We start from the raw sequence: 24,384 nt of genomic DNA, 5'->3' as shown, positions 1-24,384 counted from the left end.
TTCCTTTGCGTTAAAAAATAATTGAAAATATGACCACACCCACCACCGCCCAGATAGACACCGTACGCGCCCATATCAAAAAAACCTGGAAAACCTTAACCCGATCGCACGAACACTTATTACAATCTGCAAAGGATACCAAGTTAGACCACAAAACAGAAACTCCCTGGATCGTTTACATTTCACCCTCAGAAGATTGTCCCAACATTCAGACTGTGCTGGAGCGATCGCTATCTCCCAAGGATATGCAAAGAATTGAAATTCGCACTCTGCCAACAGAAGTCGAAGCGATTCAAGATCACGGGTTATTGTACCTACCAGGGCCTTATGTTGTACCCGGTGGCCGCTTTAACGAAATGTATGGCTGGGACAGCTACTTTATATTACTAGGACTTTTGCGAGATCAGGAATGGGAGCTAGCCCAAAGCCAAGTAGACCAACTACTGTATCAAGTGCAGCATTATGGAACTATCCTAAATTCTAACCGGACTTATATGCTGTCGCGATCGCAGCCCCCCGTCCTTAGTATGATGGTTTTGGCGCTATTCCAGCACACCCAGGATGAAGAGTGGTTAAAGTCAACCGTACCGCTTTTAGAGCAGTTTTACTATTACTGGGTAGTACCGCCTCACTTAAATGCCGCAACCGGCTTATCCCGATTCTATGCCTTTGGGGAAGGCCCCGCGCCAGAAGTTTTGTTCTCCGAGCGGGATGAGGAAGGAAAAAGCCACTACGATCGCGTTAAGGAGTACTATAAAACTTTTGAGGTTGACGATTATGACGTTAGTCTTTACTACGACCGCGAAAATGACGAACTGACCCACCTATTTTACAAGGGCGATCGCACCATGCGCGAGTCCGGTTTTGATATCACCAACCGATTTGGCCCCTTCAGTGCTGATATCCTCCATTATGCTCCTGTGTGCCTCAACAGTTTGTTGTATCAGGTGGAACAAGATTTAGCCCAAATTAACGATATTCTGGGGAACGAAGAACTGCAACAACAATGGCGCGATCGCGCAGATATCCGGCGCGATCGCATCGATCAGTGTCTCTGGGATGAACAACAGGGAATATATCTGGACTATCATTTCCAGAGTGGAGAACGCCGTCGCTACGAATTTGCTACCACGTTTTATCCTCTTTGGCTAGGAATTGCTTCTGTTGCCCAAGCCCAGCGCGTCGTCGAAAACCTCTCTTTATTTGAAGCCCCAGGCGGAATTTTTACCAGTACTCGTGTCACCGGAAACCAGTGGGATGCTCCCTTCGGTTGGGCACCATTGACGTTAATTGCCGTTTTGGGACTTTACCGTTATGGATTTCATCCAGAAGGCGATCGCATTGCAAATAAATTCTTGGCTATGGTGATTAAGGAATTCGAGCGTCACAACACCATTGTTGAGAAATATGATGTTGAACGCTGTTCTGCCAACGTCTCCGATGAAATCTGCTTTGGATATAGTTCTAACGAAATTGGTTTCGGCTGGACAAATGGAGTTGTTTTGGAACTTTTAGCAGCCTGTGGGAAAAAAGTTTAAATAAAAAGGCGTGAGGAAAAACTCACGCCTTTATCTATAAGTAGCCATCATGAACTGCATACTGTAGCGAGGTTGGTTAAAATTACATGACCTTTGTATTCGCTTTTAGAATAGTGGTTATTTGTGTAATAATAGTTAAAGTATCTTAATATTTATACATATTATAGAGGATTGGGATTTTCCACTGTAAAACATTAGCCACTATAGAGTTTGTCAGCTAGTGGTTGAATGTTTTTGTCATGAGTGTATTTTAGGAATTTTCATCTGAATGTTAGGCGGAGTAAAAGCGTGATCCAGTTAGAACAACCACCCAGTCATCAAACAAAACTGACCCCAGTAGTGAAAAGTAAATCTCAATTTAAGGGACTTTTTATTGCTATTGTTATTGTTGTCGTATGGGTCATTAGCCTCAGTTTATTACTTTCCCTTGACATCTCCAAGTTAAAATTTTGGATGTTATTGCCTGTTATAATATGGCAAACATTTTTGTATACGGGATTATTTATTACATCTCATGATGCTATGCATGGGGTAGTGTTTCCCCAGAACATCAAAATTAATCATCTTATTGGGACATTAACCCTATCTCTTTATGGTCTTTTACCCTATAAAAAATTATTGAAAAAACATTGGCTGCATCACAACAATCCAGCAAGTCAGACAGACCCAGATTTTCATAATGGGAAATACAAAAATTTATTTACTTGGTATTTTCATTTTATGAAGAATTACTGGAGTTGGGGACAGATAATTGCCCTAAGCATTATTTATAACTTTGCTAAAAATATACTCCATATACCCAGTGAGAATCTAACAAATTTTTGGGTGATTCCTTCGGTTTTAAGTTCATTGCAATTATTTTATTTTGGGACTTTTCTACCCCATAGCGAACCCATAGGAGGTTATATTCAGCCTCATTGTGCCAAAACGATTCCCCGTCGAATTTGGTGGTCATTTATAACGTGCTATCATTTTGGCTACCACGAAGAACATCACGAGTATCCCCATGTTCCTTGGTGGCAGTTACCAGAAACTTACAAAACAAAATAGTTTTTGTTTATCTAAATATCATCGCAACAAGAGTGACACGGTAAGTAGAGCGGCGTGAATAATTCAAGGTTTTTAGTAAGGACTTTAGTCCTAATTTGATTTCTTCTCACCTACTTACTTAATCTATAGTTTGAGCAAGGCATTATTTTAGATTATCCTGCTTATGCCAATTAATAATTCTCATCTTGTCACCTATAGCCCTGCTTATACAATTGTTCCGACTTACGAGTGCTTTAATCGCTGTAGTTATTGCAACTTTCGCAGTGAACCGGGTAAAAGTCCCTGGATGAGTCTTTCAGATGCAAACAGTATTTTAAAGCCACTTCAAAGCGAAAAAATCTGTGAAATACTCATACTTAGTGGTGAAGTGCATCCTCATTCGCCAAGGCGTGATGCGTGGTTTCAGAGGATTTATGATTTGTGTGAATTAGCGCTTTTAATGGGGTTTTTACCACACACAAATGCAGGCCCGCTAAGTTTTGAGGAAATGCAAAAGCTCAAGGGTGTAAATGTTTCGATGGGGCTGATGTTGGAACAGTTAACACCAACATTGTTAAATACTGTACATCGGCACGCACCGAGTAAATTACCAGAAATCCGTTTACAACAATTGCAATGGGCGGGAGAGTTGCAGATTCCCTTTACAACTGGGTTACTGTTGGGAATTGGGGAAACTGTAGATGATTGGTGGGAAACATTGGAAGCTATATCTGACTTGCATCAACGTTACCATCACATTCAAGAAGTCATCTTGCAACCCCATAGTCCAGGACATCAGCAAACTTTTGATGCACCACCTTTTGATCCCCATCAGTTACCAGAAGTAATTGCGAAAGCGCGTCAGATTTTACCATCAGATATTAGTATTCAAATTCCGCCGAATTTAGTTAAAGATGACCGATGGTTACTCGCTTGTATCGAAGCTGGTGCGCGAGATTTGGGCGGAATTGGCCCAAAAGATGAAGTGAATCCTGATTATCCTCATGTTCAGGAACAGGCATTAAGAAATATTTTACAACCTGCGGGGTGGGAATTGATGCCGCGATCGCCAATTTATCCGCAATTTTATAGCTGGTTGTCGGGGGAATTGCAAACAGCAGTGAAGCGCTGGCGAAAAACTCTAACACCAGTTTCTCTTTTGTCAGAACAGGGAAGTAGAGATTTTCCCATCTAGAACACCAATAACAGCTGAAATACCCATCTCATTGTCGGTTTATTTGTTAATTTCTTTACTTGATTTCTGAACAGGATTTCAGATGAAACCCTGGTAAAACGAGCTTTTCAGTCTCAGTATAGTTTCAAAAATCAAACCGGAGTCCTATAGGTTATATACTAATAAACACAGTCCCATTATCATCCCAATTGCCTCTACTCTTTCTGGCCTTTTGACAAATACACTTGATGTAAAAAACAATGGGTCTTTTAAGAATCTAAATCCTCTCTCATTTGATTGTTGAGCTTTATATTCCTCTAATACCTGTTCATTACTCAATTCATTTTTATCTAATATATTTGTTGCTAATATAAATCTCCCAGCTTTTATTTTTTCTTTTTCAATTACTTCTAGTCTCGTTTCTATTTTACCTTTAACTTGATATTTTATTTCTTTACCATATAATCATTTCAGGCTTTAGTTTCTCCAAATTCATAATTCTCAAATCTGATTTAATATCTGCCGAATGTGGGTTTGATATAAAAAAAAGAGCCTAAGTCAGGCTCTTTAATAAAAAACTAGTACAGCACGGCATAAATCCAACTATCATCTCAATTAACTAGACGAAGGGCTTTGAACCCTTATTAAAGGTAGGCAAACTTCCGCCACTACTAAGTTTAATAATGTAATTGTGACTACTTCACAGTCACCTTACCACCAGCTTCTTCGATCCGCTTCTTAGCATCTTCAGCAGCATCCTTAGCCATACCTTCCTTAACTGCCTTAGGTGCAGCTTCCACCAAGTCTTTTGCTTCTTTCAGACCCAGACCAGTCAATTCCCGGACAATCTTCAGGACGGCAATCTTCTTATCAGCTTGAACTGATTCTAGAATCACATCAAACTCGGTTTGCTCAACTACTTCCTCAGCAGGAGCAGCACCACCACCAGGAGCCATCATCATCATGCCGCCGGCTGGTGCTGCTGCACTCACGCCGAAGGCTTCTTCAATTTGCTTAACTAACTCAGCTGCTTCTAGCAAAGACAGGGTTTTTAGTTGTTCTAAAATTTGATCGGTTGCAGTAGACATTGATGTAACTCCTGTAATTTTGATTATTTATTTGTCATAGGTCATTGGTCTTTAACTATAGACTTTTGACTCTTGACTGATGAACCACGAAGTTTATTCAGCAACGGTTTCAGCGCCACCATCTTGGACAGTAGCGGTTTCAGTGCTGCTATCTTGTACAGCAGTGGTTTCAGCACTGCCATCTTGGACAGTAGCGGTTTCGGTACTGCTATCACCTTGCTTTTGGTCGGCCACAGCCTGGAAAGCACGAGCCAATGAACCAGGAATTTCGTTGATACCCACAGCAATCTTGCCAGCCAAAGCGTTGATAGCTCCAGCAATTTGCGCTATGAGTTGTTCCTTAGATGGCAAGTCTCCCAGAGCCTTGACATCCGGTTCTTTGAGGAGGCGACCTTCCATGACACCACCACGAAGTTCTGTCTTCTTGGTAGTTTTCTGGAACTCTTGATATGCCTTAATTGCCGATGAAAAATCTTCTTTAACCAGCAAAAAAGCTGAAGAACCTTTGAGTAATTCCGACATGGGTTGCCATTTTTTGTCACCTTCAATAGCAATGCCCATCAGAGTATTTTTAGTCACTTTACAAACAGTGCCACTCGGACGCAGCCGCCGCCGCAAGTCAGTAATTTCTGCAACCGTTAGCCCTTGATACTCTATTACTAGTGCTAAAGTTGACTCACTCAAAGTTTCTTTGAGATCAGCTACTATCTCTTTTTTATTTTCTAGTGTTCTACCCATTTCAATCTCACCTCCTTAAAACAATTAATCATTGCCCTACTTGTACGTTTTTTCTAAACCTGAACCAAAACAACAAACCCCAGCTAATGTAAGCCGGGGTTGGGTAGTAAAACTCCTGATGCCATAGTTATCACACCTTTACGCATGGTAATTTTGACAATTAGAGTTTTCACCTCGGCAGGATATTAAGCTATTAGCACCTGCTGTCTCCGGCTTTGCCTATTTAATTTCTTAGTGGGGATTGGGGAGTAGTGAGTGAGAAAATTCCCTACTCATTACTTCTTTTACGTTGCTTCGCTCAGTTTTAAATCTCGTAGGGCGCTGACATCAACTTTAATCGATGGCCCCATTGTGGCAGCTATATAAAATGTGCGCCAATAACGACCTTTAGCTCCTGAAGGACGGTTACGATCAATTGTCTCCTGCAATGCCTTCAGGTTGACTAACAAATCTTCCGGCGAGAAGGTTGCCTTACCAAACATAACATGGACAATACCAGTTCGATCAGCTCGGAACTCTAATTTACCAGCTTTGAATTCTGCGATCGCACCTGCTAAATCAAATGTCACAGTTCCACCCTTGGGCGATGGCATCAAACCGCGCGGACCTAGCAACTTACCCAGCTTTGCCACCTGTGGCATTACATCGGGTGTAGCAATCAGCTTATCAAAATCCATTCTACCTTTCTGGATTTCGTCAATTAGTTCTTCTGAACCTACTATATCAGCCCCAGCGATACTTGCTTCGTTTACCTTTTCGCCTCTGGCTATCACCGCCACTCGGACGATTTGTCCTGTACCTTTAGGCAGTGCTACCGTTGTCCGCAACTGTTGGTCTGTATACTTGGGATCAATTCCCAGCCGGATATGCGCTTCCGCAGCTTCGGCAAATTTAGCTGTTGCTGTGTCTTTCAGAAGAGCTAAAGCCTCTAAGGGTAGATAGTCCTTGTCTTCTACTTTTGCTTGCAGCGTCTGCAAACGACGCGATATTTTTGGCATTTTTTTCTCCTGGGGTAATTCCGAAGCTTCGCCTCTCCCCCGATAATTTTTACTTATTTGTCATTTGCCAGTTTTTTACTAATGACCAATGACCAATGACTAATCTGTAATTGTTACACCCATATTCTTAGCCGTTCCTCCCACAATCTTCATTGCCGCGTCTATGTCGTTGGCATTAAGATCGGGCAGTTTCGTTTGGGCTATTTCTTGCAATTGAGCTTTGGTAATTGACCCTACTTTCTTTTTGTTGGGTTCATTCGAGCCTCTTTCAATTTTCGCTGCCTTGCGAATCAGTTCCGATGCTGGTGGCGTCTTGAGTATAAATGTAAAACTCCGGTCTTCAAAAACCGAAATTTCTACGGGTATCACCATTCCAGCTTGATCTGCTGTTTTGGCATTGTACTCTTTGCAGAACATCATGATATTAACGCCATGTTGACCCAACGCGGGACCCACTGGCGGCGCTGGGTTGGCTTTTCCAGCATTCAGGGCCAGTTTAATGACCGCTACTATTTTCTTCGCCATTTTTATTTAGCTTTGTTTCTCTACCTGATTAAATTCCAATTCTACTGGTGTATCCCTGCCGAAAATTGAGAGCAAGGCTTTAAGCTTACTCCGCTCTGGAGAGACTTCAATCACCTCGCCTTCAAAGTCTTTAAATGGACCAGAAAGCACCATGATCTTATCACCAGTAGCCATGTCAATTTTGAGAACCGGCTCTTGTTCGCTGGTTTGTTTGAATATACGTTCTACTTCTGAAGAACTCAGTGGTATGGGGTGGACATGACCTCGACCCCTACTACTACCACGTTTTTGTTCTGAACCCACAAAATTAATTACATGGGAGGTGTTTCGTACCACCTGCCAGGTATCATCATCCATCATCATCCGTACCAGCACATAACCAGGGAAAACTTTTTCTTCTGTATGCTGGCGACTACCGTCTTTGCGGATTTTCACCGCTGGCGTCTGCGGAATTTCTACCTGGATAATTTTGTCAGATACATCAAAAGTTTGAATGCGTTGCTCTAAGTTAGTTTTTACACGCTTTTCACAGCCTGAGGCTACTTGAACTGCATACCAGCGTGCTTCTTTTGACGCTGCTTCTGCTGTTTCCTCTGACTGCAAGATTGAGTTGCGTGGTTCATCTGTTGCAAAAGTCATCAGAACACCTGTTTTGCTGCCCAAGCAAACAATCCATCGACCAAGTATATCAAAGATGCGGAGAGTGCCACCATTAACAACACAGCGGCGGATTCGCTTACTATCTGCTTCCGACTAGGCCAAACTACTTTTTCAAGTTCTTCTTTGGTTCCCTGTATGAAGTTGCCAAAGCTAAATCCATTGCTGGTTTCTGGCAATTCTGCCTCACTTTTTTTGGCCACGGCCGTTTATCCCCCTGTTTCTTGTACAGTTAGATCCTACTTAATTGTCATCCCGGTTTGCAGTTTCGACTCTATTTCGCTTACTGAAAGCAAAACAACTGCAAATACAATAAATTTACCCGAAATTATTAGCGCTAACTGCTAATATAGCAGCTGCGTAATTATTTCGGGCTTTGTTTTTTGCTTTTGAGCGCGCCCTGGAGGACTTGAACCCCCGACATCAGGTTTTGGAGACCTGCGTTCTACCAACTGAACTAAGAGCGCACAAGCTGTTTTTGATTCAGTTATTGCGCTGAACTAAATTTCAGTTTAACGCAATATGCGATTTATATCATACCTTAATTTTATCGGAAAAACAAGTTAGCGGCAGATGCCGCTTGAGGCTTGAGATTTCTCCCATACTTTGGAAAGACAAATTACAAAGGGCGGTCAAATCGTTGTTTGATCCGGGTTGCCTTACCGACGCGATCGCGAAGATAATACAACTTAGCACGGCGGACTTTACCGCGACGTAATACTTTGATGCTGTCAATCCGGGGAGAATGCAACAAAAACACACGCTCCACGCCGACACCTTGAAAAACTTTACGGACTGTAATAGTTTCGTTGATGCCGCCATTGCGTCTGGCAATCACTACTCCCTCGTAGGGTTGGACGCGGGATTTCTCGCCTTCCTTAATTTTTACTCCGACTTTTACTGTGTCGCCCACATAAATGTCGGGCAGATTCGATTTTATCTGTTCCGCTTCAATCGAGCGGATAATGTCTTGAGCGTTCATAGTCTTTGGGTCTGCTTAAAAAACTCACGATCATCAATTATAAATCGATAATCCTATTTCAGTTTACTTGTTGGGATTGATAATTTTACTGATACAACAGTCTAGACAGCAAAGCTATATTGCAGAATCCAGTACCACAAGGGTAAAATTTATGAAATTTAGCGTCGTCATCAGTACCTATAATCGCTTAAACTTGCTGCAAAGAGCAATCGATTCGGCTCGTAACCAAACAATTGAGTGTGAGGTGGTTGTTGCCGATGACTGTTCATCTGATGACACCCAAACCTATGTTAAAAGCTTAGGGGACAACGTTGTTTACCATCGTAATGAAGTAAACCTTGGTCATGCGGCAACGGTAAATGCTGGAGTTGGCAAAGCTAGCGGCGACTGGATTAAGTTTTTGGATGATGACGACTATTTGGCTCCCAACTGCATAGAAGAGATGGCTAAGGCGATCGCCCTTCGTCCCGATGCTGTAATCTGCTCTTGTGTGGCGGCTCAGGTAGATGGTAATGAAGTTGAAATATCTCGCACCCCCCAAGTTGGTCCCGGTTTAGCTTTTTATATCCCCCAAGCCGATATTCACTACGGTATGCTCTTAGAGATTGTACCTTTTGGCACACCTGTACAAGTAGCCTGTGAGCGTGATGCTTTCCTGCAAACTGGTGGTTGGGACTCCACACTTGATGCTAACTGTGATGACATCGATTCCTGGATTCGGATTGCCCAGTTTGGTGATGCTATTTTCTTCAACCAGTGTCTTGCTTACCGCACTATCTGGACTGGTGCTTATAATCAAAAGTTTTCTTTGTCTCGGCGGTTGGCGACAAATATTTTGATGAAGGAGAAGATTTACGCCTTAGTAGATGAACAACATCGCTCAAAGATTCCCGTCTTTGAAGATATAAAAAATTACTTAAAACTCCATTGGATTTTGGTAGCACTGAAGCAAAAAAATATCAAGAGTTTTCTTTCAATGATCGATCCGTCTATACTTTCTCCTCGCTCTTGGAAGTTTTTGCTAACTGCTGTTTCATCACGCAACTCTCAAGGAAATAATTCTCAAGTTCGTAAACTTGTGTTGATTGAGTCGTAACTTTTTAAGCGTTGATGATAGTTTTTGCTTTTAAAAACTTAGCATTTATGAAAGTGAATAAGTAGATAATTTCGTAAATTTGCGACGAATTAAGAGTTGAGACTGACTGAGAAATCTGAGCGACAGCTCCCGTCGCTCAGATTTGAGTGAGGACGCAGAGTTTGTTTTCGTCAATTCGCTTTTACCTTGACGCGAAATTTAAGCCAATAATCGTTGCCAAGTTAGTTGTTTTGTCGCTTCATCCCAATGCCAGCGTAATAAATTAGCGGGTTGACTCTTGGCAATTCCTGGTAAATTAATTGCCTGTCTAGGTGCATCGGTAGCTAGTAAAATGGCATTTTCCACGTCACAAATCCCCCACTTCACCAAATTCTGCACTCCCAGCAATAAGGGTAAAGTCGTCCCCGATAAGGTGCCATCCGCCAATCGTGCAGTACCGTTTTTAACTTCAATTTGCCGACTGTCCCAAGGATACACGCCATCAGGTAACCCCAGTGGTGAAAGGGCGTCGCTGACAAGGAAAAGCCCTTTTTCGTAATTGCTGGCGCGAAGTAATATTTGCAGCATCGTAGGCGAAACGTGTTCACCATCTGCAATAAAACCACACATGACATTCGGATGGGTAATTGCTGCCCCTAATAATCCTGGTTCACGGTGATGTAATAATGGCATAGCGTTAAAAGCGTGAGTTACCATCGTTGCACCGAGTTCAAAAGCACGTTGCGCTTGGGCAGATGTTGCCTGAGAATGTCCTAAACTGACGGTAATGCCCAAAGAACGCAAATATGGTATTACTTCATCAGTGGGATCTAACTCTGGTGCTAAGGTGATGATTTTCACGAGCGTTGCATAATCTCCCAAAACCCGCTTTACCTCGTCAATTGTTAAGGGTAATATGTACTCTGCTGGGTGTGCACCACGCTTTTGATAATTTAAAAATGGACCTTCTAAATGTACTCCGAGAATCTTGGCACCTGTTTGTTTACAGGGGATAATATCAGCAATCACAGCAAGCGATCGCTGAATATTTTCTACTGAAGTTGTCACAAGTGTCGGTAAAAATCCATCTATCCCGGCATTCCACAAAAATTGCGTTATTTTCGGGATAATATCAGAGTTTTCAGCTTTTAAATCAGGAAATGCCAATCCCAACGCCCCATTAATCTGCAAATCAACTCCGCCTAAAGAAATCCAGTCACCTGCTACATTTATTACGGATGTACGGTTGTGCGCCTCTACTGTATCCATTGGCAAGATTTGCTCAATTATGCCCTCTTGATTAACCAAGAGCATCTGCAAATCTTTGTAACCTGGTACTCTAGCATTGATAATATCTACGGCACTTTGTATTGCTTGGATCATCAGATTGGCAAGAAGATAGCTAAATCTCATTCGATTTTAAATGAATCAATCGGCTATAAATCCAAAATTCTATGGCTCCCTTAGTTGGTATTATCATGGGCAGTGATTCCGATTTGCCCACTATGAAAGATGCGATCGCAGTTTGTGACGAATTTGGCGTTGAGAGGGAAGTGGCGATCGTTTCTGCTCATCGCACCCCAGAACGCATGGTGCAATATGCTCAACTTGCACACCAACGCGGTATTAAGGTAATCATTGCCGGTGCGGGTGGTGCGGCACATCTGCCCGGAATGGTAGCATCTTTAACCCCACTTCCGGTTATTGGTGTTCCCGTACCCACCCGTAATTTGCAAGGTGTTGATTCTTTGTATTCGATTGTACAAATGCCTGCTGGTATTCCTGTAGCAACGGTGGCGATCGGTAATGCCAAAAATGCCGGTCTTTTAGCAGTACAAATCCTGGCAACTCATCAACCAGAATTGTTAGAAAAAGTACAACAATATCGTCAAACCCTTTCGGAATCAGTAATTGCAAAGCAAGCAAAACTAGAACAATTGGGCTATGAACAATATTTAAAACAGATGCTCTAGTCATTTATTTTGAAAACAGGGAGCAGGCGACAGGGTATAAATCATCCTTGACTTGAATTGCGAAATTTTAAAAGCAGTAGCAGTTTAATAAATGGCTATTACCAAGAAAAGCTTGTTAGCAGCTTTAAAGTAACGAATAATTAACTTTTCGTATAGAAAATTAATAAAATACTTAATTGTCCTATTCTGATATCGGGAAATACTTAGCCTGTAAACGATACAGTTGCTTTCCTTGATCCCTCAAAGGCTGTTTGCTACTACAAACGCTAGAAAACGTATTAAATAATACAGTTTTTTGGTTCTAGTAAATAGAAGATTAATCAAATTTATCCGTTTAGGCATAAGTTAATCACAAATGCAACAGGAAGTATTCTTATATTTTCCTGTGAGGGAGGGTTGAGATTTTTCTCTAAATCAAAGTTGTTAAGTTGATATGAAAAAAAAGGTGGGTTCCAGGGAAAAAATAACTAAGATTGTTACGCAGGTTGCCACTTCTTACCGCATTGTTTATTGGTATTATGTTGACAATTTTAGACAACTTCTACTTTTCATGCCAAAGAGATTTTGCAAGATTGAAGATTAATTGAAAAACTACTTGACTGTTTTATAAACTATATAATAATTTCTTAATGAAGATTTCCAAAAACTATTTACATATGTGCCAATAGTTTCCTAAACTCCTACTAAGGTTATTTGATTTTCAAGTTTCTAAACAAGTGGTTTAAAAGAAAAATATCAAAAACCACTGGATTAACTTCGGGCGTTAGTCTTTTATGCTTAACCTGTTTTTTGCTGTTTTTGGAGGATGCTGTTTAGATTCATGTACAAACAAAAATTGAAAACAAAAAGTAGGCGTCTGTCTGCAAGAAATTACGTTATAGACTCACAATCTAACGCAAAAGTCAAGCTATTTAATTTAGCAATTAAGCGACTCTCTCCCAGTTGGCAAGCCTGCTTACCTTTGGCTTGTTTGATTGTGTTGGGTTGGGGTTGTGCCGCAGTTGCTCAAACTCCAGCAGCAGGGCCAACGACAGCAGAACTTAAAGTTGCTCTTGACACATTATGGGTTGCGATCGCCGCCTTTTTAGTGTTCTTCATGAACGCTGGTTTTTGTATGCTAGAAACCGGCTTTTGCCGCCAGAAAAACGCTGTCAACGTTCTTTCTAAAAACCTGGTTGTATTTGCTCTTGCTACCGTTGCCTTTTGGGCGATCGGTTTTGGCTTAATGTTCGGCGATGGCAATGACTTTATTGGATTGAATGGATTTTTCTTAGAAGGAGCAGATAACAGTCCTGCTACAGGAGAAGCCTACAAAGGTATCTTCAGTGGCATTAGTTGGACTGGTGTACCCTTAGCTGCCAAATTTTTATTCCAGCTAGTGTTTGCCGGAACAGCAGCAACAATAGTTTCTGGTGCGGTAGCCGAACGGATTAAGTTTATTGATTTCCTAATTTTCAGCCTCTTACTTGTGGGTATTGCCTATCCCATTACTGGACATTGGATTTGGGGAGCTGGTTGGCTAGCAGACAGAGGCTTTTGGGATTTTGCCGGGTCTACGGTGGTTCACTCTGTGGGTGGCTGGGCAGCTTTGATGGGAGCAGCATTTCTCGGCCCACGTATTGGTAGATATCAAGATAGACAAGTCGTAGCTATGCCTGGTCATAACATGAGTATTGCCACTTTGGGCTGTTTGATACTTTGGTTGGGCTGGTTTGGCTTCAACCCCGGTTCTGTGATGGCTGCTGATCCTGGTGCAATCACTCACATTGCCTTAACAACCAACATGGCTGGTGCAGTCGGTGGTATTGCAGCCACAATCACAGCTTGGTTGTACTTAGGCAAACCAGACCTGTCAATGATTATCAATGGCATTTTGGCTGGCTTGGTTGCGATTACAGCATCTTGTGCTTACGTCAGCATCGGTAGTTCTTTTATCATTGGCTTGATTGCTGGAGTACTGGTAGTTTTTTCTGTAACATTCTTTGACAAACTTGGCATTGATGACCCAGTGGGAGCTACCTCAGTTCACCTAGTTTGTGGTATCTGGGGAACTCTAGCAGTAGGACTATGGGCTGTTGGTCCTGGTGTTTATTCCTGGTATGGTGATGCACTTGGTCCAGCAAAAGGTTTATTTACAGGTGGTGGTGTTGGACAGTTCGGTATTCAGTTACTGGGCGTTGTTACAGTAGGTGGCTTCACTGTTTTACTCAGTAGTATTTTTTGGCTGGCACTGAAAGCTACTTTAGGTATCAGAGTATCTAAAGAAGAGGAGTTAGAAGGTTTGGATATCAGTGAACATGGTATGGAAGCCTACAGTGGATTCCTCAAAAAAGGTGATGCAACTGGATTTACTGAAGGACAAAGCTAAATTGGGAAATTATAGGATAGGTATTTGTTTGATTTACCCTCTGGCATATTCCTAATCTTCGCTACCAACACACTATTAGTAGATTTAACTAATTCCGTAAAATTCTCTATCCCCATGTAAGATGGGGACGAATAGCAGGAAAAAGTAGGGGGTCTTATGCCCCCTTACTTTTCCAATCTTCCACCTGGTAGGTCTTGATTAAATAACTAGGCTGCAACCATTACCACGATAAATTGACCAAGCCCACCAATAATATAGGGCTCATATTTGATTTTTGAACAAACTCAGTACAACTCAAAGAGAGTTCTTCCCTACTCCCCACTCCCAGCCTACGCAAATAATTTCAGAAATCAAATCGGATTGCTATATATTCTTTCTTAACTTCAAATATTACAATTACTAGAGTACTAATGTACAGTTGCTCTTTATAAATACTAATAATGTAATCACAAAATCCTTGTAAACCTCTTTTTGGAGCGACATTAAACTCATGACCACAAAAAAGTTATATTGGCAGAACTTACGCACTGTACTTATTCGTGATCAATTTTTACGCAATTGTATTTATATATACAAACATTATACTTTACTAATCAGATTAACGCAGAATCGTAGCACTCTCAAACCACTAAAATGATCTTCGCTTATGGAAAAATTTCGCGTTAATTAACCAAATATCAACATAAATTTTTATATTTACATTCAAACTTTATGAAGGCTATATAAAACTGCACCTCGCACTTTTTTGCAACCAAAACCTTATATACTATACTAGATTTTGATAAATTTGAGAGTTTTGTTAATTGCAACACCAAAAACTATTAATTTTTAGATGAAATACTAGCGTATTTTATAGTCTATAGTTTTTAAGGTTTAATCAAAACTATATTCAGTATCATCAAAAAACTGCAAACTTCATGTGGTACAAAAATCAAGCGGGGAGTGAAAACATGGATTTACGTAGAGATGCATTGCAAATCCTTAAAGAAACTAGCCGAACTTTTTATATTCCAATTAATCTTTTACCGCCAGGATTACAAGAAGCAGTAGCATCAGCATATTTGTGTATGCGTGCCATTGATGAAATTGAAGATCATCCAGAACTAGATAACTCTACAAAGACGAAGTTGTTAAGAACAATTAGCCTGACATTACAGGCAGGGGTTGATGGCTTCCCAGTAGATGCTTTCTTTGCCGGATTTAGCGGGTACGAGGATTCCTTAGAAGAAGTCACCATAAGGATTAGAGAATGGTCGCTGCTAGCACCTGAAACTATTGCACCTCGAATTTGGGATGCTACTGCTGCAATGGCCGACCGGATGGCTTACTGGGCAGAAAGAAACTGGAAAATTTACACAGAATCTGATTTGGATCGTTATACCTTTGGGGTTGCAGGTGCGGTGGGATTGTTGCTTTCGGACTTATGGACTTGGTACGATGGAACGCAAACAAACCGCACCCAGGCCATTGGGTTTGGTCGGGGTTTACAAGCAGTTAATATCCTGCGTAACCATACTGAAGATTTAGAGCGTGGGGTAGACTTCTTTCCAGAGGGTTGGAATGCAGCAAATATGCAAGAGTATGCGCGGCGTAATCTAATCTTGGCAGAAGCTTATACCAAAGACCTTCCTACGGGTCCGGCCTTGGACTTTTGCCAAATTCCCTTAACCTTGGCTAATGGTACTCTTGACGCCCTTGCCAATGGTAAAGAAAAACTCAGCCGCAGTGATGTATTTGCACTTCTCGAACAGCTAATTAGTGTGAACATGAAAGCCAGCTAATAGTCTCTTAACGACTAAAGGAGCCGATTCTACATTCCTTCCCAATTCGGACATCCAAAATCCTACAGCGATTTTCTGTAGGGGAGCCAGTGCGATCTTCTTACTTCGCGTAGAAAAAGGGAGACGCTTTAGCGCATGACGCAGCCGAAAGCTTTCTCTTCTCGCAAAGGGAGACGCTGCGCGAACGAGAGGCTTGTCTGCGACACGCCTCTCGTTCGCCAACGGCATAGCGTCTCGTAGAGAAGCTATGCCGTTCGCTTTAAGCGAGTCCACTTACTCCTACGGGTTTGAAGGTGTCTGTACAGATGCTCAGAATAACAACTAATCAAGCGGACATCACACAATTAGGACTTACGCACTGTACAAAATAACTATCTTGTGTATCAACGTCAATGCGTTGTTTCAGGCTTTTATCAATCTCCCTTGATTGGGTGCGATCGCCAAAATATCATTGAAAAATCTCGCTATAAGCCTTGAAAACTATACTTGCTATTTTGGCTTTTCTGTCAATGCGTAAGTCCTAACAATAACACTCCAAAATAAGACTATAGATACAATCATGGGGAAACCCAGATTAAATCTGACTTTCTAAATTGGTAGAAATTACCATAGACACTAATTATTAGTGTAAGTATAATAAATAATCTTGATTTGATGATCGCTTTACGTAATGCCAATTAAACTTTAGAAACTCTTCAAAGAATTTCCAGCAAAAATTACCTGGCAAGAGTTGATTAATATCTAAATAATTGAAACAGAGTTTAATGTTCCCCTTGATTTTTCGTGCAGCGAGTTGACAGTGCATGAGCTACTGCTTAAATCCTACCTGTCCCAATCCAGAAAATTTGGTAAATAGCCAAAAGTGTCACTCTTGTGGCTCGCAATTACTGTTGCGCGATCGCTATCAAGTGATCAAACCATTAGGTCAGGGTGGCTTTGGAGCAACCTTCTTAGCCAATGATCAGGGCTTACCAGGAGAACCGAGTTGCGTAATCAAGCAATTACGCCCATCAGGAAGCGCCCCACACGTTTTACAGATGGCCAGAGAACTCTTTGAGCGAGAAGCCAAAACTCTAGGTAAGATTGGCAATCATCCCCAAGTACCAAGATTGTTAGACTATTTTGAGGATCATGAACAATTTTACTTAGTTCAAGAATACATTGGCGGTGATACCTTGCAGGAGGAGGTCAAACTTAACGGCATCTTAAGCGAAACTGGAGTCAAGCAATTCTTAAGCGAGACTCTACCACTGCTGCAATACATCCATGAGCAAAAGGTAATTCATCGTGACATCAAGCCAGCCAACTTGATTCGCCGCACTCAAGATTCCAGAATGGTACTCATTGACTTTGGTGCTGTTAAAGACAAAGTTACCCAAGGTGCAATAAGTCAATCGGGACAGACAGCATTAACTGCATATGCGATTGGTACTCCTGGTTTTGCACCTCCAGAGCAAATGGCTATGCGTCCAGTCTATGCCAGTGATATCTACGCACTGGGGGTAACATGCATTTATTTGCTCACTAGTAAAACTCCTAAAGATTTAGATTACAATCCCAACACTGGTGAGATGATGTGGGAGCAGCTTGTGCAAGTGAGTGACCACTTGAGCAATGTATTACGAAAAATGTTAGAGGTGTCTGTACGTAATCGCTATCAATCAGCGGCAGATGTTCTCAGAGCATTGGAAATAGAACCATACTTAGATAGTTTATCAAAGGGTTTGCTGGTTAAATCTGATACTGGAGCTAAAGAGCGAACATACAATCGCCTGGAAAATTCTGCTGTTTTATATAGCAACCCTTCTGCCGCTGGTATCAGTACAGGAGTAGCACAGGTAGCGGCAGCAATTCGCGCTAGACGAGCTAAGGCAGCAGAAGCAGGTGGATTACACCAGGGTTCTGGGATGGGCAAATCAACAACTTTGGCTAACAGCAACAGTAATGGTTCCCAGGTTCAAAATTCTAAAGTTCAGCGCAAGCTAGATACCCAAGGTTTACTAGCCGCCTATCTGAAGGGAAGGCGGGATTTTGCCCTACACAATTTAAATTTGCTGAACCTGCAAGGTGCTGATTTATCACAAACAAATTTCCATTCTGCTCAATTTCAAAAAACCAATCTCCAGGGAGCTAATCTCCAGAGTAGCGACTTTAGCAGAGCCAGTCTGAATCGAGCAAATCTTAAGGATACTAATTTGAGCAAAGCATACTTTAATCATGCTGATCTGGAAGGGGCAGACTTGCGAGGCGCAGACCTCAGCGATGCTTATCTCAGTAATGCCAACCTCCGAGGAGCTAATCTGTGTGGTGCTAATCTCACCAGTGCCAAAATTTCTGATGAGCAGTTAGCACTAGCTAAAACAAATTGGATGACCGTGCGCCCCAATGGTAAACGAGGCTTGTTGTAATTTTCAAGTTTATCGTTGGGACACAAACATAAACATTGTTGTGCCCCTACGAATTGGGTTACATCCACACGAGAACCGCTATATTTTCTAGATCGCCTACTTTGTGGCGATCGCAATCGCTTGATCCACAGCTTGCAAGGCTGTGTTTACTTCGGCTTCTGTGACAATCAGCGGTGGCACAAATCGGACAACTTTTGGACCGGCGGGTACCAGCAATACGCCCTCTTTGATGGCAGCATTGACGACATCGGCTGCGGTTAGCTCAATGTCAGATCGCAACTCCAAACCGTTGATTAAACCCCAACCCCGAACTTCGGTAATGTGCTGAGGATATTTCGCAGCGATCGCCCTCAATCCAGATCGCAATTGTTCACCCCGTTCTTCCACATTCTGCAATATATTTTCCCGTTCCAATGTCTGGCAAACACTGAGTGCTACACCACATACAAACGGATTTCCGCCAAAGGTGCTGGCGTGTTCCCCTGGTTGAAAAACATCGCAGAATTTCTTGCTCATCATTGCGCCGATGGGAATACCGCCACCTAAGCCTTTGGCACTGGTGAAAATATCTGGTTCAACGCCGAGATGTTCGTAACCCCATAATTTGCCACTGCGTCCCATGCCAACTTGCACTTCATCAAAAATCAATAAAATGCCAGTTTCATCGCAAATCTGCCGGAGCTTTTTGAAATAGGCAATATCTCCTGGACGCACACCACCTTCTCCCTGCAATGGCTCGATCAGAATTGCCGCTACATGATAATCGCCTTCATCTAACTCACTAATCGCCACTTCCACAGCGTTAATATCGTTGTAATTTACGTAGTGGAAACCAGGAACCAAGGGATCAAAGTACTTTTGATACTTCGGTTGTGCAGTGGCGGTAACAGTCGCTAAAGTCCGTCCGTGAAAACTGGCATGGGCGGTTAAAATAATCGGTTTTTCAATGTCTAAAACTGTGTGGGCATATTTCCGCGCCAGTTTAATTGCTGCTTCATTGGCCTCAGCTCCAGAGTTGCAGAAAAATATGCGATCAGCGCAGGAATGATCAACGATCCATTTTGCCAATTCACCTTGCTCAGGAATGTAGTACAAATTAGAAACATGGTGCAGCTTCTGGATTTGGCGTGTCACCGCTTCTACCATCGCTGGATGGGCGTGTCCTAAAGTACAAGTGGCAATTCCAGCCACAAAGTCCAGATATTCTCGCCCCTGTGTATCCCAAACCCGGCATCCAGCACCCCGTTCTAGGGCTAAGGGAAACCGGGCGTAGGTGGACATGACAGCTTCATTAAAGCTATCTGCATCAAAGGGACTGGTGGATGCTGACCCTAAATCTGGGGAGATGGTGGCTTGGTCAACTAGAGTTTGTAGGCTCACTACTGCTCCTCGTGAAAGTTTTTCATTATATAGTTATTTACAAGTTTGCTAGAAATTTCTCAAAATTACTTTTTATTTAGCACAACTTGTACTTCCTTTTAAGCTAACGCTTATGTAACCTCAAATGCATTGTGGTGGTGAAAAAAAACTCCCTTGTGGAATGAAGGGAGTTTAGCGAGAAATTGAAAATGTTACTGAGTCAGTAACCTAACGGCAATCTCAAGGTGCATCTTAGCCTTGATTTCTAACTCGGAACGCGTGAACATAAAATAGAATTACCTCTTGGTAAAAGTGGTATCGGTAGGTAACAACTTTTCCAGGGATGATACCTACCGATTAAAAAGTTGATTGGAATGTATACATTCCAATCAATCCTTATTCACATCTCTCAACAATGCCCAATCCCAAAGGTAATCCACAAAATTTAGAACCAGCCCCGTCAAATAGAGAAGATAAATTAATTGATAATCTCAGTTTCCGGGTTACTAAAGATATGAAGGAAGAGGTGAAAGCACAAGATGACCCCCCAGAGTTCTGTAGACGCGCTATTCAAGAAGCACTAGATAAGAAAAAAGCTAAGTAGTTCTGAGTGATTGGACTATTAGTAGAGATAACTTTAAAGTTAATAGAAAACTAGAAAAATTAGGCTAAAAGTACTATTTTTACCTCATTCTCAAAACTTGAGCAAAAATATCAACGTATCCAAAAGGAGTTAATGGCTGGGGCGATCGCTCTCGGTGGTGTTTTCTTCATTGGCACTTTGTGGTATCGAATAATAGAGGGCTGGTCATGGGAAGACGCGGCTTACATGACAGTGATCACCTTAGCGACTGTGGGGTATGGAGAGACGCATCCACTGGGTAGCCGAGGACGGTTGTTTACAATTGCCCTGATTTTGTTGGGTGTGATGAATATCGGTTACATTGTCAACAGATTTACACAAGCGATCATTGAAGGCTACTTTCACGAAGGAATTCGGCTACAGCAGCAGAGGCGGTTAATGGAATCCCTATCAGAACATTACATCATCTGTGGATTTAGTCGCACTGGTCGTCAAATTGCCAAGGAATTTAAGGCAGAAGATGTACCTTTTGTAGTGATTGATTCGGAGATAGAATCGGTACAAAGGGCGCAGTCAGAAGGTTACACGGCATACCAAGGTGACGCTACCCTAGATGATACACTTTTGAAAGTTGGCATTGAACGGGCGACTTGTATCGTTGCAGCACTTCCTTCAGATGCGGAAAATTTATATATTGTTCTATCAGCAAAAACATTGAATCCAGCAATTCGGGCGATCGCCCGCGCAAGTAAAGAAGAAGCTTTACAGAAGTTACAACGCGCTGGTGCAGATGAAGTCATATCCCCCTACATTACTGGTGGTAAGCGCATGGCTGCTGCGGCTCTCAGACCCCAAGTGTTAGATTTTGTAGACGGGATTTTGACAGGTGCAGACCGCCAATTGTATATGGAAGAATTTTTACTCGACCCGGCTTTTTGTCCCTGTGTGGGTCAAACTTTGCAAAAAGCGAGATTGCGATCGCAATCTGGGGCATTGGTTCTGGCAATTCGCCGCCTTGATGGGACTCTCATCGGTGGACCCACTGGCGATACGATTTTAATGCCAGGAGATCGGCTAATTGGTATGGGTACAGCAGAGCAGTTGCGGAGTCTTAACCAAATTCTTGGCCCAATTGGTTCTCAGAAATTGCGTAAACCTAAAAGTAATAGCTGATCCAGCCAAAAGAAGCTATCTCTGAGTGCAAGTTGGGATCATTGTGCAGAAATACCCTAATCTGGTAGCGATCAAGTTACGATCTTGTCACACCCTTTTTTTGATTTGAGAAATCCTATTCCAGAATTTTCTGGTTAAAATAGTATATCTGTTCTACTCAAACTCCAAAACTAACACTCCTTAAAACCATATATTTAGAGGCATTAGAGGCAGGAATGGCTATCAACACCGATACTTCTGGCAAGACCGATACTTCTGGCAAGCAAAAAGCGCTGACTATGGTGTTAAACCAGATTGAGCGCACCTTTGGTAAAGGAGCAATCATGCGGCTGGGCGATGCTACCCGGATGCGGGTGGAGACTATTTCCAGTGGGGCACTTACCTTGGATCTGGCATTGGGTGGTGGTTTACCCAAGGGACGAGTCATTGAAATTTATGGGCCCGAAAGTTCCGGTAAGACTACAGTCGCGCTACACGCACTCGCCGAAGTGCAAAGAAATGGCGGTATTGCTGCTTTTGTTGATGCTGAACACGCCCTTGACCCCACTTATGCTGCGGCATTAGGTGTAGATATTAACAATTTGTTAATTTCCCAACCTGACAATGGCGAATCAGCTTTAGAAATTGTCGATCAGCTTGTTCGCTCTGCTGCGGTTGATATTGTAGTAATTGACTCAGTAGCAGCACTAGTTCCACGGGCTGAAATTGAAGGCGACATGGGTGATATCCACGTTGGTCTGCAAGCGCGGTTGATGAGCCAAGCTTTGCGTAAAATTACTGGTAACATTGGTAAATCTGGTTGTACAGTAATTTTCATCAACCAATTGCGGCAAAAAATCGGTGTTACCTACGGTAGCACAGAAACCACAACTGGCGGTAACGCATTGAAATTTTACGCTTCGGTGCGCTTAGATATTCGCCGAATTCAAACCTTGAAAAAAGGTACAGATGAATATGGGAACCGCGTCAAAGTCAAAGTCGCCAAAAATAAAGTAGCGCCGCCTTTCAGAATAGCGGAATTCGACATTATCTTTGGCAAAGGTATTTCTACCTTGGGTTGTATTGTTGACTTAGCAGAAGAAACTGGCACTCTTGTCCGTAAAGGAGCTTGGTATAGTTACGACGGTAATAATATTTCCCAAGGAAGAGACAACGCCATCAAGTATCTTGAAGAAAAGCCTGAATTTGCTGAACAAATTAAGCAACTAGTGCGTGAAAAGCTAGATAAAGGCGCTGTTGTTTCTGCTAACTCCGTGGCGAAAGCAAGTGAAGATGAAGAGGAAGAAGAAATGGAATTAGAGCCAGAAGAATAAGGACTGTGGATGTATTAATCTGCAACTCTTAATGTATATACAAAAAGGTAGGTTGCGCGATCGCTTAACCCACCTTTTCTATATTATTGCTGAGAAATTTCTTGATAAGCTTGCCAACACTGATCATAATTGTCTGGCAAAATATCGGCATTACCAAAACACAATTGCTCGTGAGTGGTAATTACTGTTTCATAAGGCTGCATGGAAGTCACAGACGATCGCAGCAATTCTAGATATTCTCCATCTGTACGGCTGAGTTTATGAGGTGCGTAGATGAGTCGCTTGTCGTTAGACATCGCTTTTTGATGCAAATGCTCTAACATCGCTAAATAGACACAACGGCAAGCCTCACGGTAGTTACCCTGACGGTAATATTCTTGCGATCGCGCCAATAAAAGGGCAATGGATGACTCACTAGAGCGAGTTTTTACGCGAAAATCAGTGAAATTGCCACCTCTACTCAGCCAAGAATAGACATAAGGACTGAATTCTCGCCATAACCGCCAAGCCACCCAAGCTAAAAATAAGCCGATTACCAGCCAAAACAGAAATTTCAGCAACTCACCTAGCCTTGAGCTAATTGACCATCCAGTAGGCAATTCTGGCAAAACTCGTTCCAAGCGGTAAAACTGGTATTCCCACCATTCTCCTGCTTGTTGTTGAAATTGCGACAACTGCCAACTCCAGCTAGTTTTTTCAAAGGCATCTGTAGGCATAGGTGAGAAGTGGGAGAGAAGGAGGAAAATCACACTTTGATCAATGATTAATGATTGCTGAATTCTTGCTCCTGACTTCTAAGTTCTGTTTTGATCATTATCCAGCCGATAAGAGCAAGCAGTGCACCAAATACAAGAATTCCTAAATCCCAAGCTAACTGATTTGGGCCTGGTTTGACATGATGGATACCGAGAATTTGGTGATCAATCAGCCCTTCAACCAAGTTGAACAACCCAGCACCAATAAGTATCGACCCAATAAAAGTTTGTGATGACCAAGGAACATCATCACGCCCTCCTGCACGCCATAGCAAGATTACTCCTACTACGGTTAACACCCAATCCAAGGCATGAAATAACCCATCCCATACCATGTTTAAATCTCGATTGGTAACGTTTGTCATAGGTCGAATGTTGCTCAACATATGATGCCACTGGAGGAGCTGATGCAGTACAATTCCATCAATAAATCCTCCAAGACCCAGACCAAGAAAAATTCCAGCAGTAATTAGCGGTGCGCGTTGGTTGAGGGTTTCACTCTTCGCTTCCATCATCAACCTCATAGACAAGTGTTTTTTAAAAATACAACTCTTTTGAAGCAATATCTTCTATCTTGAGGCAAGTACGATCTGAACTACCTACACTGTACCGTAAGCTATCTCTAATTCTTAAATAACGATTATTTACTGTATTTATGATAATAATTACTTACTTCTCAGTAAAATGCCAAACCCCATCCCATTTCTCTAAAATATTATCTGATTTTCAATACCTTCGCCATTTTTTTGTAGGTTGGGTTGAGCGTTCGCGTAGCGTCCCGTAGGGAAGCAAAACCCAACGTATTTGTTGGGTTTCGTGCCTCAACCCAACCTACGAATCCAGGCATTTTTCGATTTGGCTAAGGTA

General features: G+C 42.2%; 22 protein-coding genes, 1 tRNA gene, 1 pseudogene and 1 other annotated feature. Of the genes and pseudogenes, 11 read left to right on the top strand and 13 right to left on the bottom strand.

The genetic code is table 11. From position 1 onward, the window contains the following. The first annotated feature begins 29 nt into the window (after window positions 1-29). The 3 genes from ACEW80_RS19735 to cofG all read left to right on the top strand — a co-directional run bounded on the left by ACEW80_RS19735 (window position 30) and on the right by cofG (window position 3,762). Window positions 30-1,538 carry a trehalase family glycosidase gene (locus tag ACEW80_RS19735; protein WP_373528215.1) on the top strand — a complete coding sequence of 503 codons (1,509 nt, stop codon included), beginning with the start codon at window positions 30-32 and terminating at the stop codon, window positions 1,536-1,538. 288 nt (window positions 1,539-1,826) lie between these two features. Further along, window positions 1,827-2,588: a beta-carotene ketolase CrtW gene (crtW, locus tag ACEW80_RS19730; protein WP_373528214.1), complete on the top strand. Its 762-nt coding sequence runs from the start codon at window positions 1,827-1,829 to the stop codon at window positions 2,586-2,588. A 163-nt stretch (window positions 2,589-2,751) separates the two neighbouring features. After that, a complete protein-coding gene (cofG, locus tag ACEW80_RS19725; protein WP_373528213.1) occupies window positions 2,752-3,762 on the top strand; it encodes a 7,8-didemethyl-8-hydroxy-5-deazariboflavin synthase subunit CofG in 1,011 nt (336 codons plus the stop codon). A gap of 147 nt (window positions 3,763-3,909) precedes the next feature. Here the strand turns inward: cofG and ACEW80_RS19720 are convergent. From ACEW80_RS19720 to rplS, 9 genes and pseudogenes are all read right to left on the bottom strand, one after another. Continuing rightward, window positions 3,910-4,194 (bottom strand): annotated as a pseudogene (locus ACEW80_RS19720) (IS1634 family transposase); the annotation flags it as partial. 242 nt (window positions 4,195-4,436) lie between these two features. Further along, a complete protein-coding gene (gene rplL / locus ACEW80_RS19715; protein WP_373528212.1) occupies window positions 4,437-4,829 on the bottom strand; it encodes a 50S ribosomal protein L7/L12 in 393 nt (130 codons plus the stop codon). Between the two features lie 93 nt (window positions 4,830-4,922). Beyond that, the gene (gene rplJ / locus ACEW80_RS19710; protein ID WP_373528211.1) at window positions 4,923-5,567 is read right to left on the bottom strand and encodes a 50S ribosomal protein L10; all 645 of its coding nucleotides are present in this window, start codon (window positions 5,565-5,567) and stop codon (window positions 4,923-4,925) included. Window positions 5,568-5,629: 62 nt separating this feature from the next. Continuing rightward, window positions 5,630-5,798 (bottom strand) — a sequence feature (ribosomal protein L10 leader region). A 53-nt stretch (window positions 5,799-5,851) separates the two neighbouring features. Then, on the bottom strand, window positions 5,852-6,565 hold the full coding sequence (gene rplA / locus ACEW80_RS19705; RefSeq protein WP_373528210.1) for a 50S ribosomal protein L1: 714 nt from the start codon (window positions 6,563-6,565) through the stop codon (window positions 5,852-5,854). A gap of 99 nt (window positions 6,566-6,664) precedes the next feature. After that, window positions 6,665-7,090, bottom strand: a complete 426-nt coding sequence (gene rplK, locus ACEW80_RS19700; protein WP_196516428.1) for a 50S ribosomal protein L11 — start codon at window positions 7,088-7,090, stop codon at window positions 6,665-6,667. A gap of 6 nt (window positions 7,091-7,096) precedes the next feature. Continuing rightward, window positions 7,097-7,729 carry a transcription termination/antitermination protein NusG gene (nusG, locus tag ACEW80_RS19695; protein ID WP_373528209.1) on the bottom strand — a complete coding sequence of 211 codons (633 nt, stop codon included), beginning with the start codon at window positions 7,727-7,729 and terminating at the stop codon, window positions 7,097-7,099. Beyond that, complete coding sequence (gene secE / locus ACEW80_RS19690) at window positions 7,729-7,950, bottom strand: preprotein translocase subunit SecE (protein WP_373528208.1); 222 nt, start codon at window positions 7,948-7,950, stop codon at window positions 7,729-7,731. The genes nusG and secE overlap by 1 nt, the downstream gene beginning before the upstream one ends. A gap of 191 nt (window positions 7,951-8,141) precedes the next feature. Next, window positions 8,142-8,214: transfer RNA gene (locus tag ACEW80_RS19685), tRNA-Trp, on the bottom strand. Window positions 8,215-8,366: 152 nt separating this feature from the next. Then, window positions 8,367-8,729, bottom strand: a complete 363-nt coding sequence (rplS, locus tag ACEW80_RS19680) for a 50S ribosomal protein L19 (protein WP_373528207.1) — start codon at window positions 8,727-8,729, stop codon at window positions 8,367-8,369. A gap of 151 nt (window positions 8,730-8,880) precedes the next feature. Between rplS and ACEW80_RS19675 the strand changes: the two genes are divergently transcribed. After that, the gene (locus ACEW80_RS19675) at window positions 8,881-9,825 is read left to right on the top strand and encodes a glycosyltransferase family 2 protein (protein ID WP_373528206.1); all 945 of its coding nucleotides are present in this window, start codon (window positions 8,881-8,883) and stop codon (window positions 9,823-9,825) included. Window positions 9,826-10,023: 198 nt separating this feature from the next. Here ACEW80_RS19675 and nagA read toward each other — a convergent pair whose 3' ends face one another. Further along, entirely contained in the window at window positions 10,024-11,187 is a 1,164-nt protein-coding gene (gene nagA / locus ACEW80_RS19670; protein ID WP_373528205.1) for an N-acetylglucosamine-6-phosphate deacetylase, read from the bottom strand. 71 nt (window positions 11,188-11,258) lie between these two features. On the opposite strand from nagA, the gene purE reads away from it, so the two are divergent. The 4 genes from purE to ACEW80_RS19650 all read left to right on the top strand — a co-directional run bounded on the left by purE (window position 11,259) and on the right by ACEW80_RS19650 (window position 18,334). Further along, window positions 11,259-11,777, top strand: coding sequence for a 5-(carboxyamino)imidazole ribonucleotide mutase (gene purE / locus ACEW80_RS19665; protein ID WP_373528204.1), 519 nt, complete (start codon window positions 11,259-11,261; stop codon window positions 11,775-11,777). 820 nt (window positions 11,778-12,597) lie between these two features. Further along, the gene (locus ACEW80_RS19660; protein WP_373528203.1) at window positions 12,598-14,145 is read left to right on the top strand and encodes an ammonium transporter; all 1,548 of its coding nucleotides are present in this window, start codon (window positions 12,598-12,600) and stop codon (window positions 14,143-14,145) included. A gap of 950 nt (window positions 14,146-15,095) precedes the next feature. Further along, the gene (locus ACEW80_RS19655) at window positions 15,096-15,926 is read left to right on the top strand and encodes a squalene/phytoene synthase family protein (protein WP_373528202.1); all 831 of its coding nucleotides are present in this window, start codon (window positions 15,096-15,098) and stop codon (window positions 15,924-15,926) included. An 803-nt stretch (window positions 15,927-16,729) separates the two neighbouring features. Continuing rightward, on the top strand, window positions 16,730-18,334 hold the full coding sequence (locus ACEW80_RS19650) for a pentapeptide repeat-containing protein (RefSeq protein ID WP_373528201.1): 1,605 nt from the start codon (window positions 16,730-16,732) through the stop codon (window positions 18,332-18,334). 96 nt (window positions 18,335-18,430) lie between these two features. Here ACEW80_RS19650 and ACEW80_RS19645 read toward each other — a convergent pair whose 3' ends face one another. Beyond that, a complete protein-coding gene (locus ACEW80_RS19645; RefSeq protein ID WP_373528200.1) occupies window positions 18,431-19,714 on the bottom strand; it encodes an aspartate aminotransferase family protein in 1,284 nt (427 codons plus the stop codon). Window positions 19,715-20,108: 394 nt separating this feature from the next. Here ACEW80_RS19645 and ACEW80_RS19640 point away from each other — a divergent pair, with 394 nt between their 5' ends. The 3 genes from ACEW80_RS19640 (at window position 20,109) to recA (ending at window position 22,762) form a co-directional block, all read left to right on the top strand. After that, window positions 20,109-20,297: a hypothetical protein gene (locus tag ACEW80_RS19640; RefSeq protein ID WP_373528199.1), complete on the top strand. Its 189-nt coding sequence runs from the start codon at window positions 20,109-20,111 to the stop codon at window positions 20,295-20,297. A 132-nt stretch (window positions 20,298-20,429) separates the two neighbouring features. Then, a complete protein-coding gene (locus ACEW80_RS19635) occupies window positions 20,430-21,449 on the top strand; it encodes a TrkA family potassium uptake protein (RefSeq protein ID WP_373528198.1) in 1,020 nt (339 codons plus the stop codon). Between the two features lie 215 nt (window positions 21,450-21,664). Then, the gene (gene recA, locus ACEW80_RS19630) at window positions 21,665-22,762 is read left to right on the top strand and encodes a recombinase RecA (protein ID WP_373528197.1); all 1,098 of its coding nucleotides are present in this window, start codon (window positions 21,665-21,667) and stop codon (window positions 22,760-22,762) included. Window positions 22,763-22,845: 83 nt separating this feature from the next. Here recA and ACEW80_RS19625 read toward each other — a convergent pair whose 3' ends face one another. Next, complete coding sequence (locus ACEW80_RS19625; protein WP_373528196.1) at window positions 22,846-23,478, bottom strand: DUF4129 domain-containing protein; 633 nt, start codon at window positions 23,476-23,478, stop codon at window positions 22,846-22,848. A 47-nt stretch (window positions 23,479-23,525) separates the two neighbouring features. Then, on the bottom strand, window positions 23,526-24,029 hold the full coding sequence (locus ACEW80_RS19620; RefSeq protein WP_373528233.1) for a DUF2243 domain-containing protein: 504 nt from the start codon (window positions 24,027-24,029) through the stop codon (window positions 23,526-23,528). Between the last annotated feature and the right edge of the window lie 355 nt (window positions 24,030-24,384).

It is taken from the genome of Nostoc sp., assembly GCF_041747015.1.
Lineage (GTDB): Bacteria > Cyanobacteriota > Cyanobacteriia > Cyanobacteriales > Nostocaceae > Nostoc.
The sequence above is the reverse complement of the archived record's forward strand: the minus strand, read 5'-3'. Positions and strand labels throughout refer to the sequence as shown.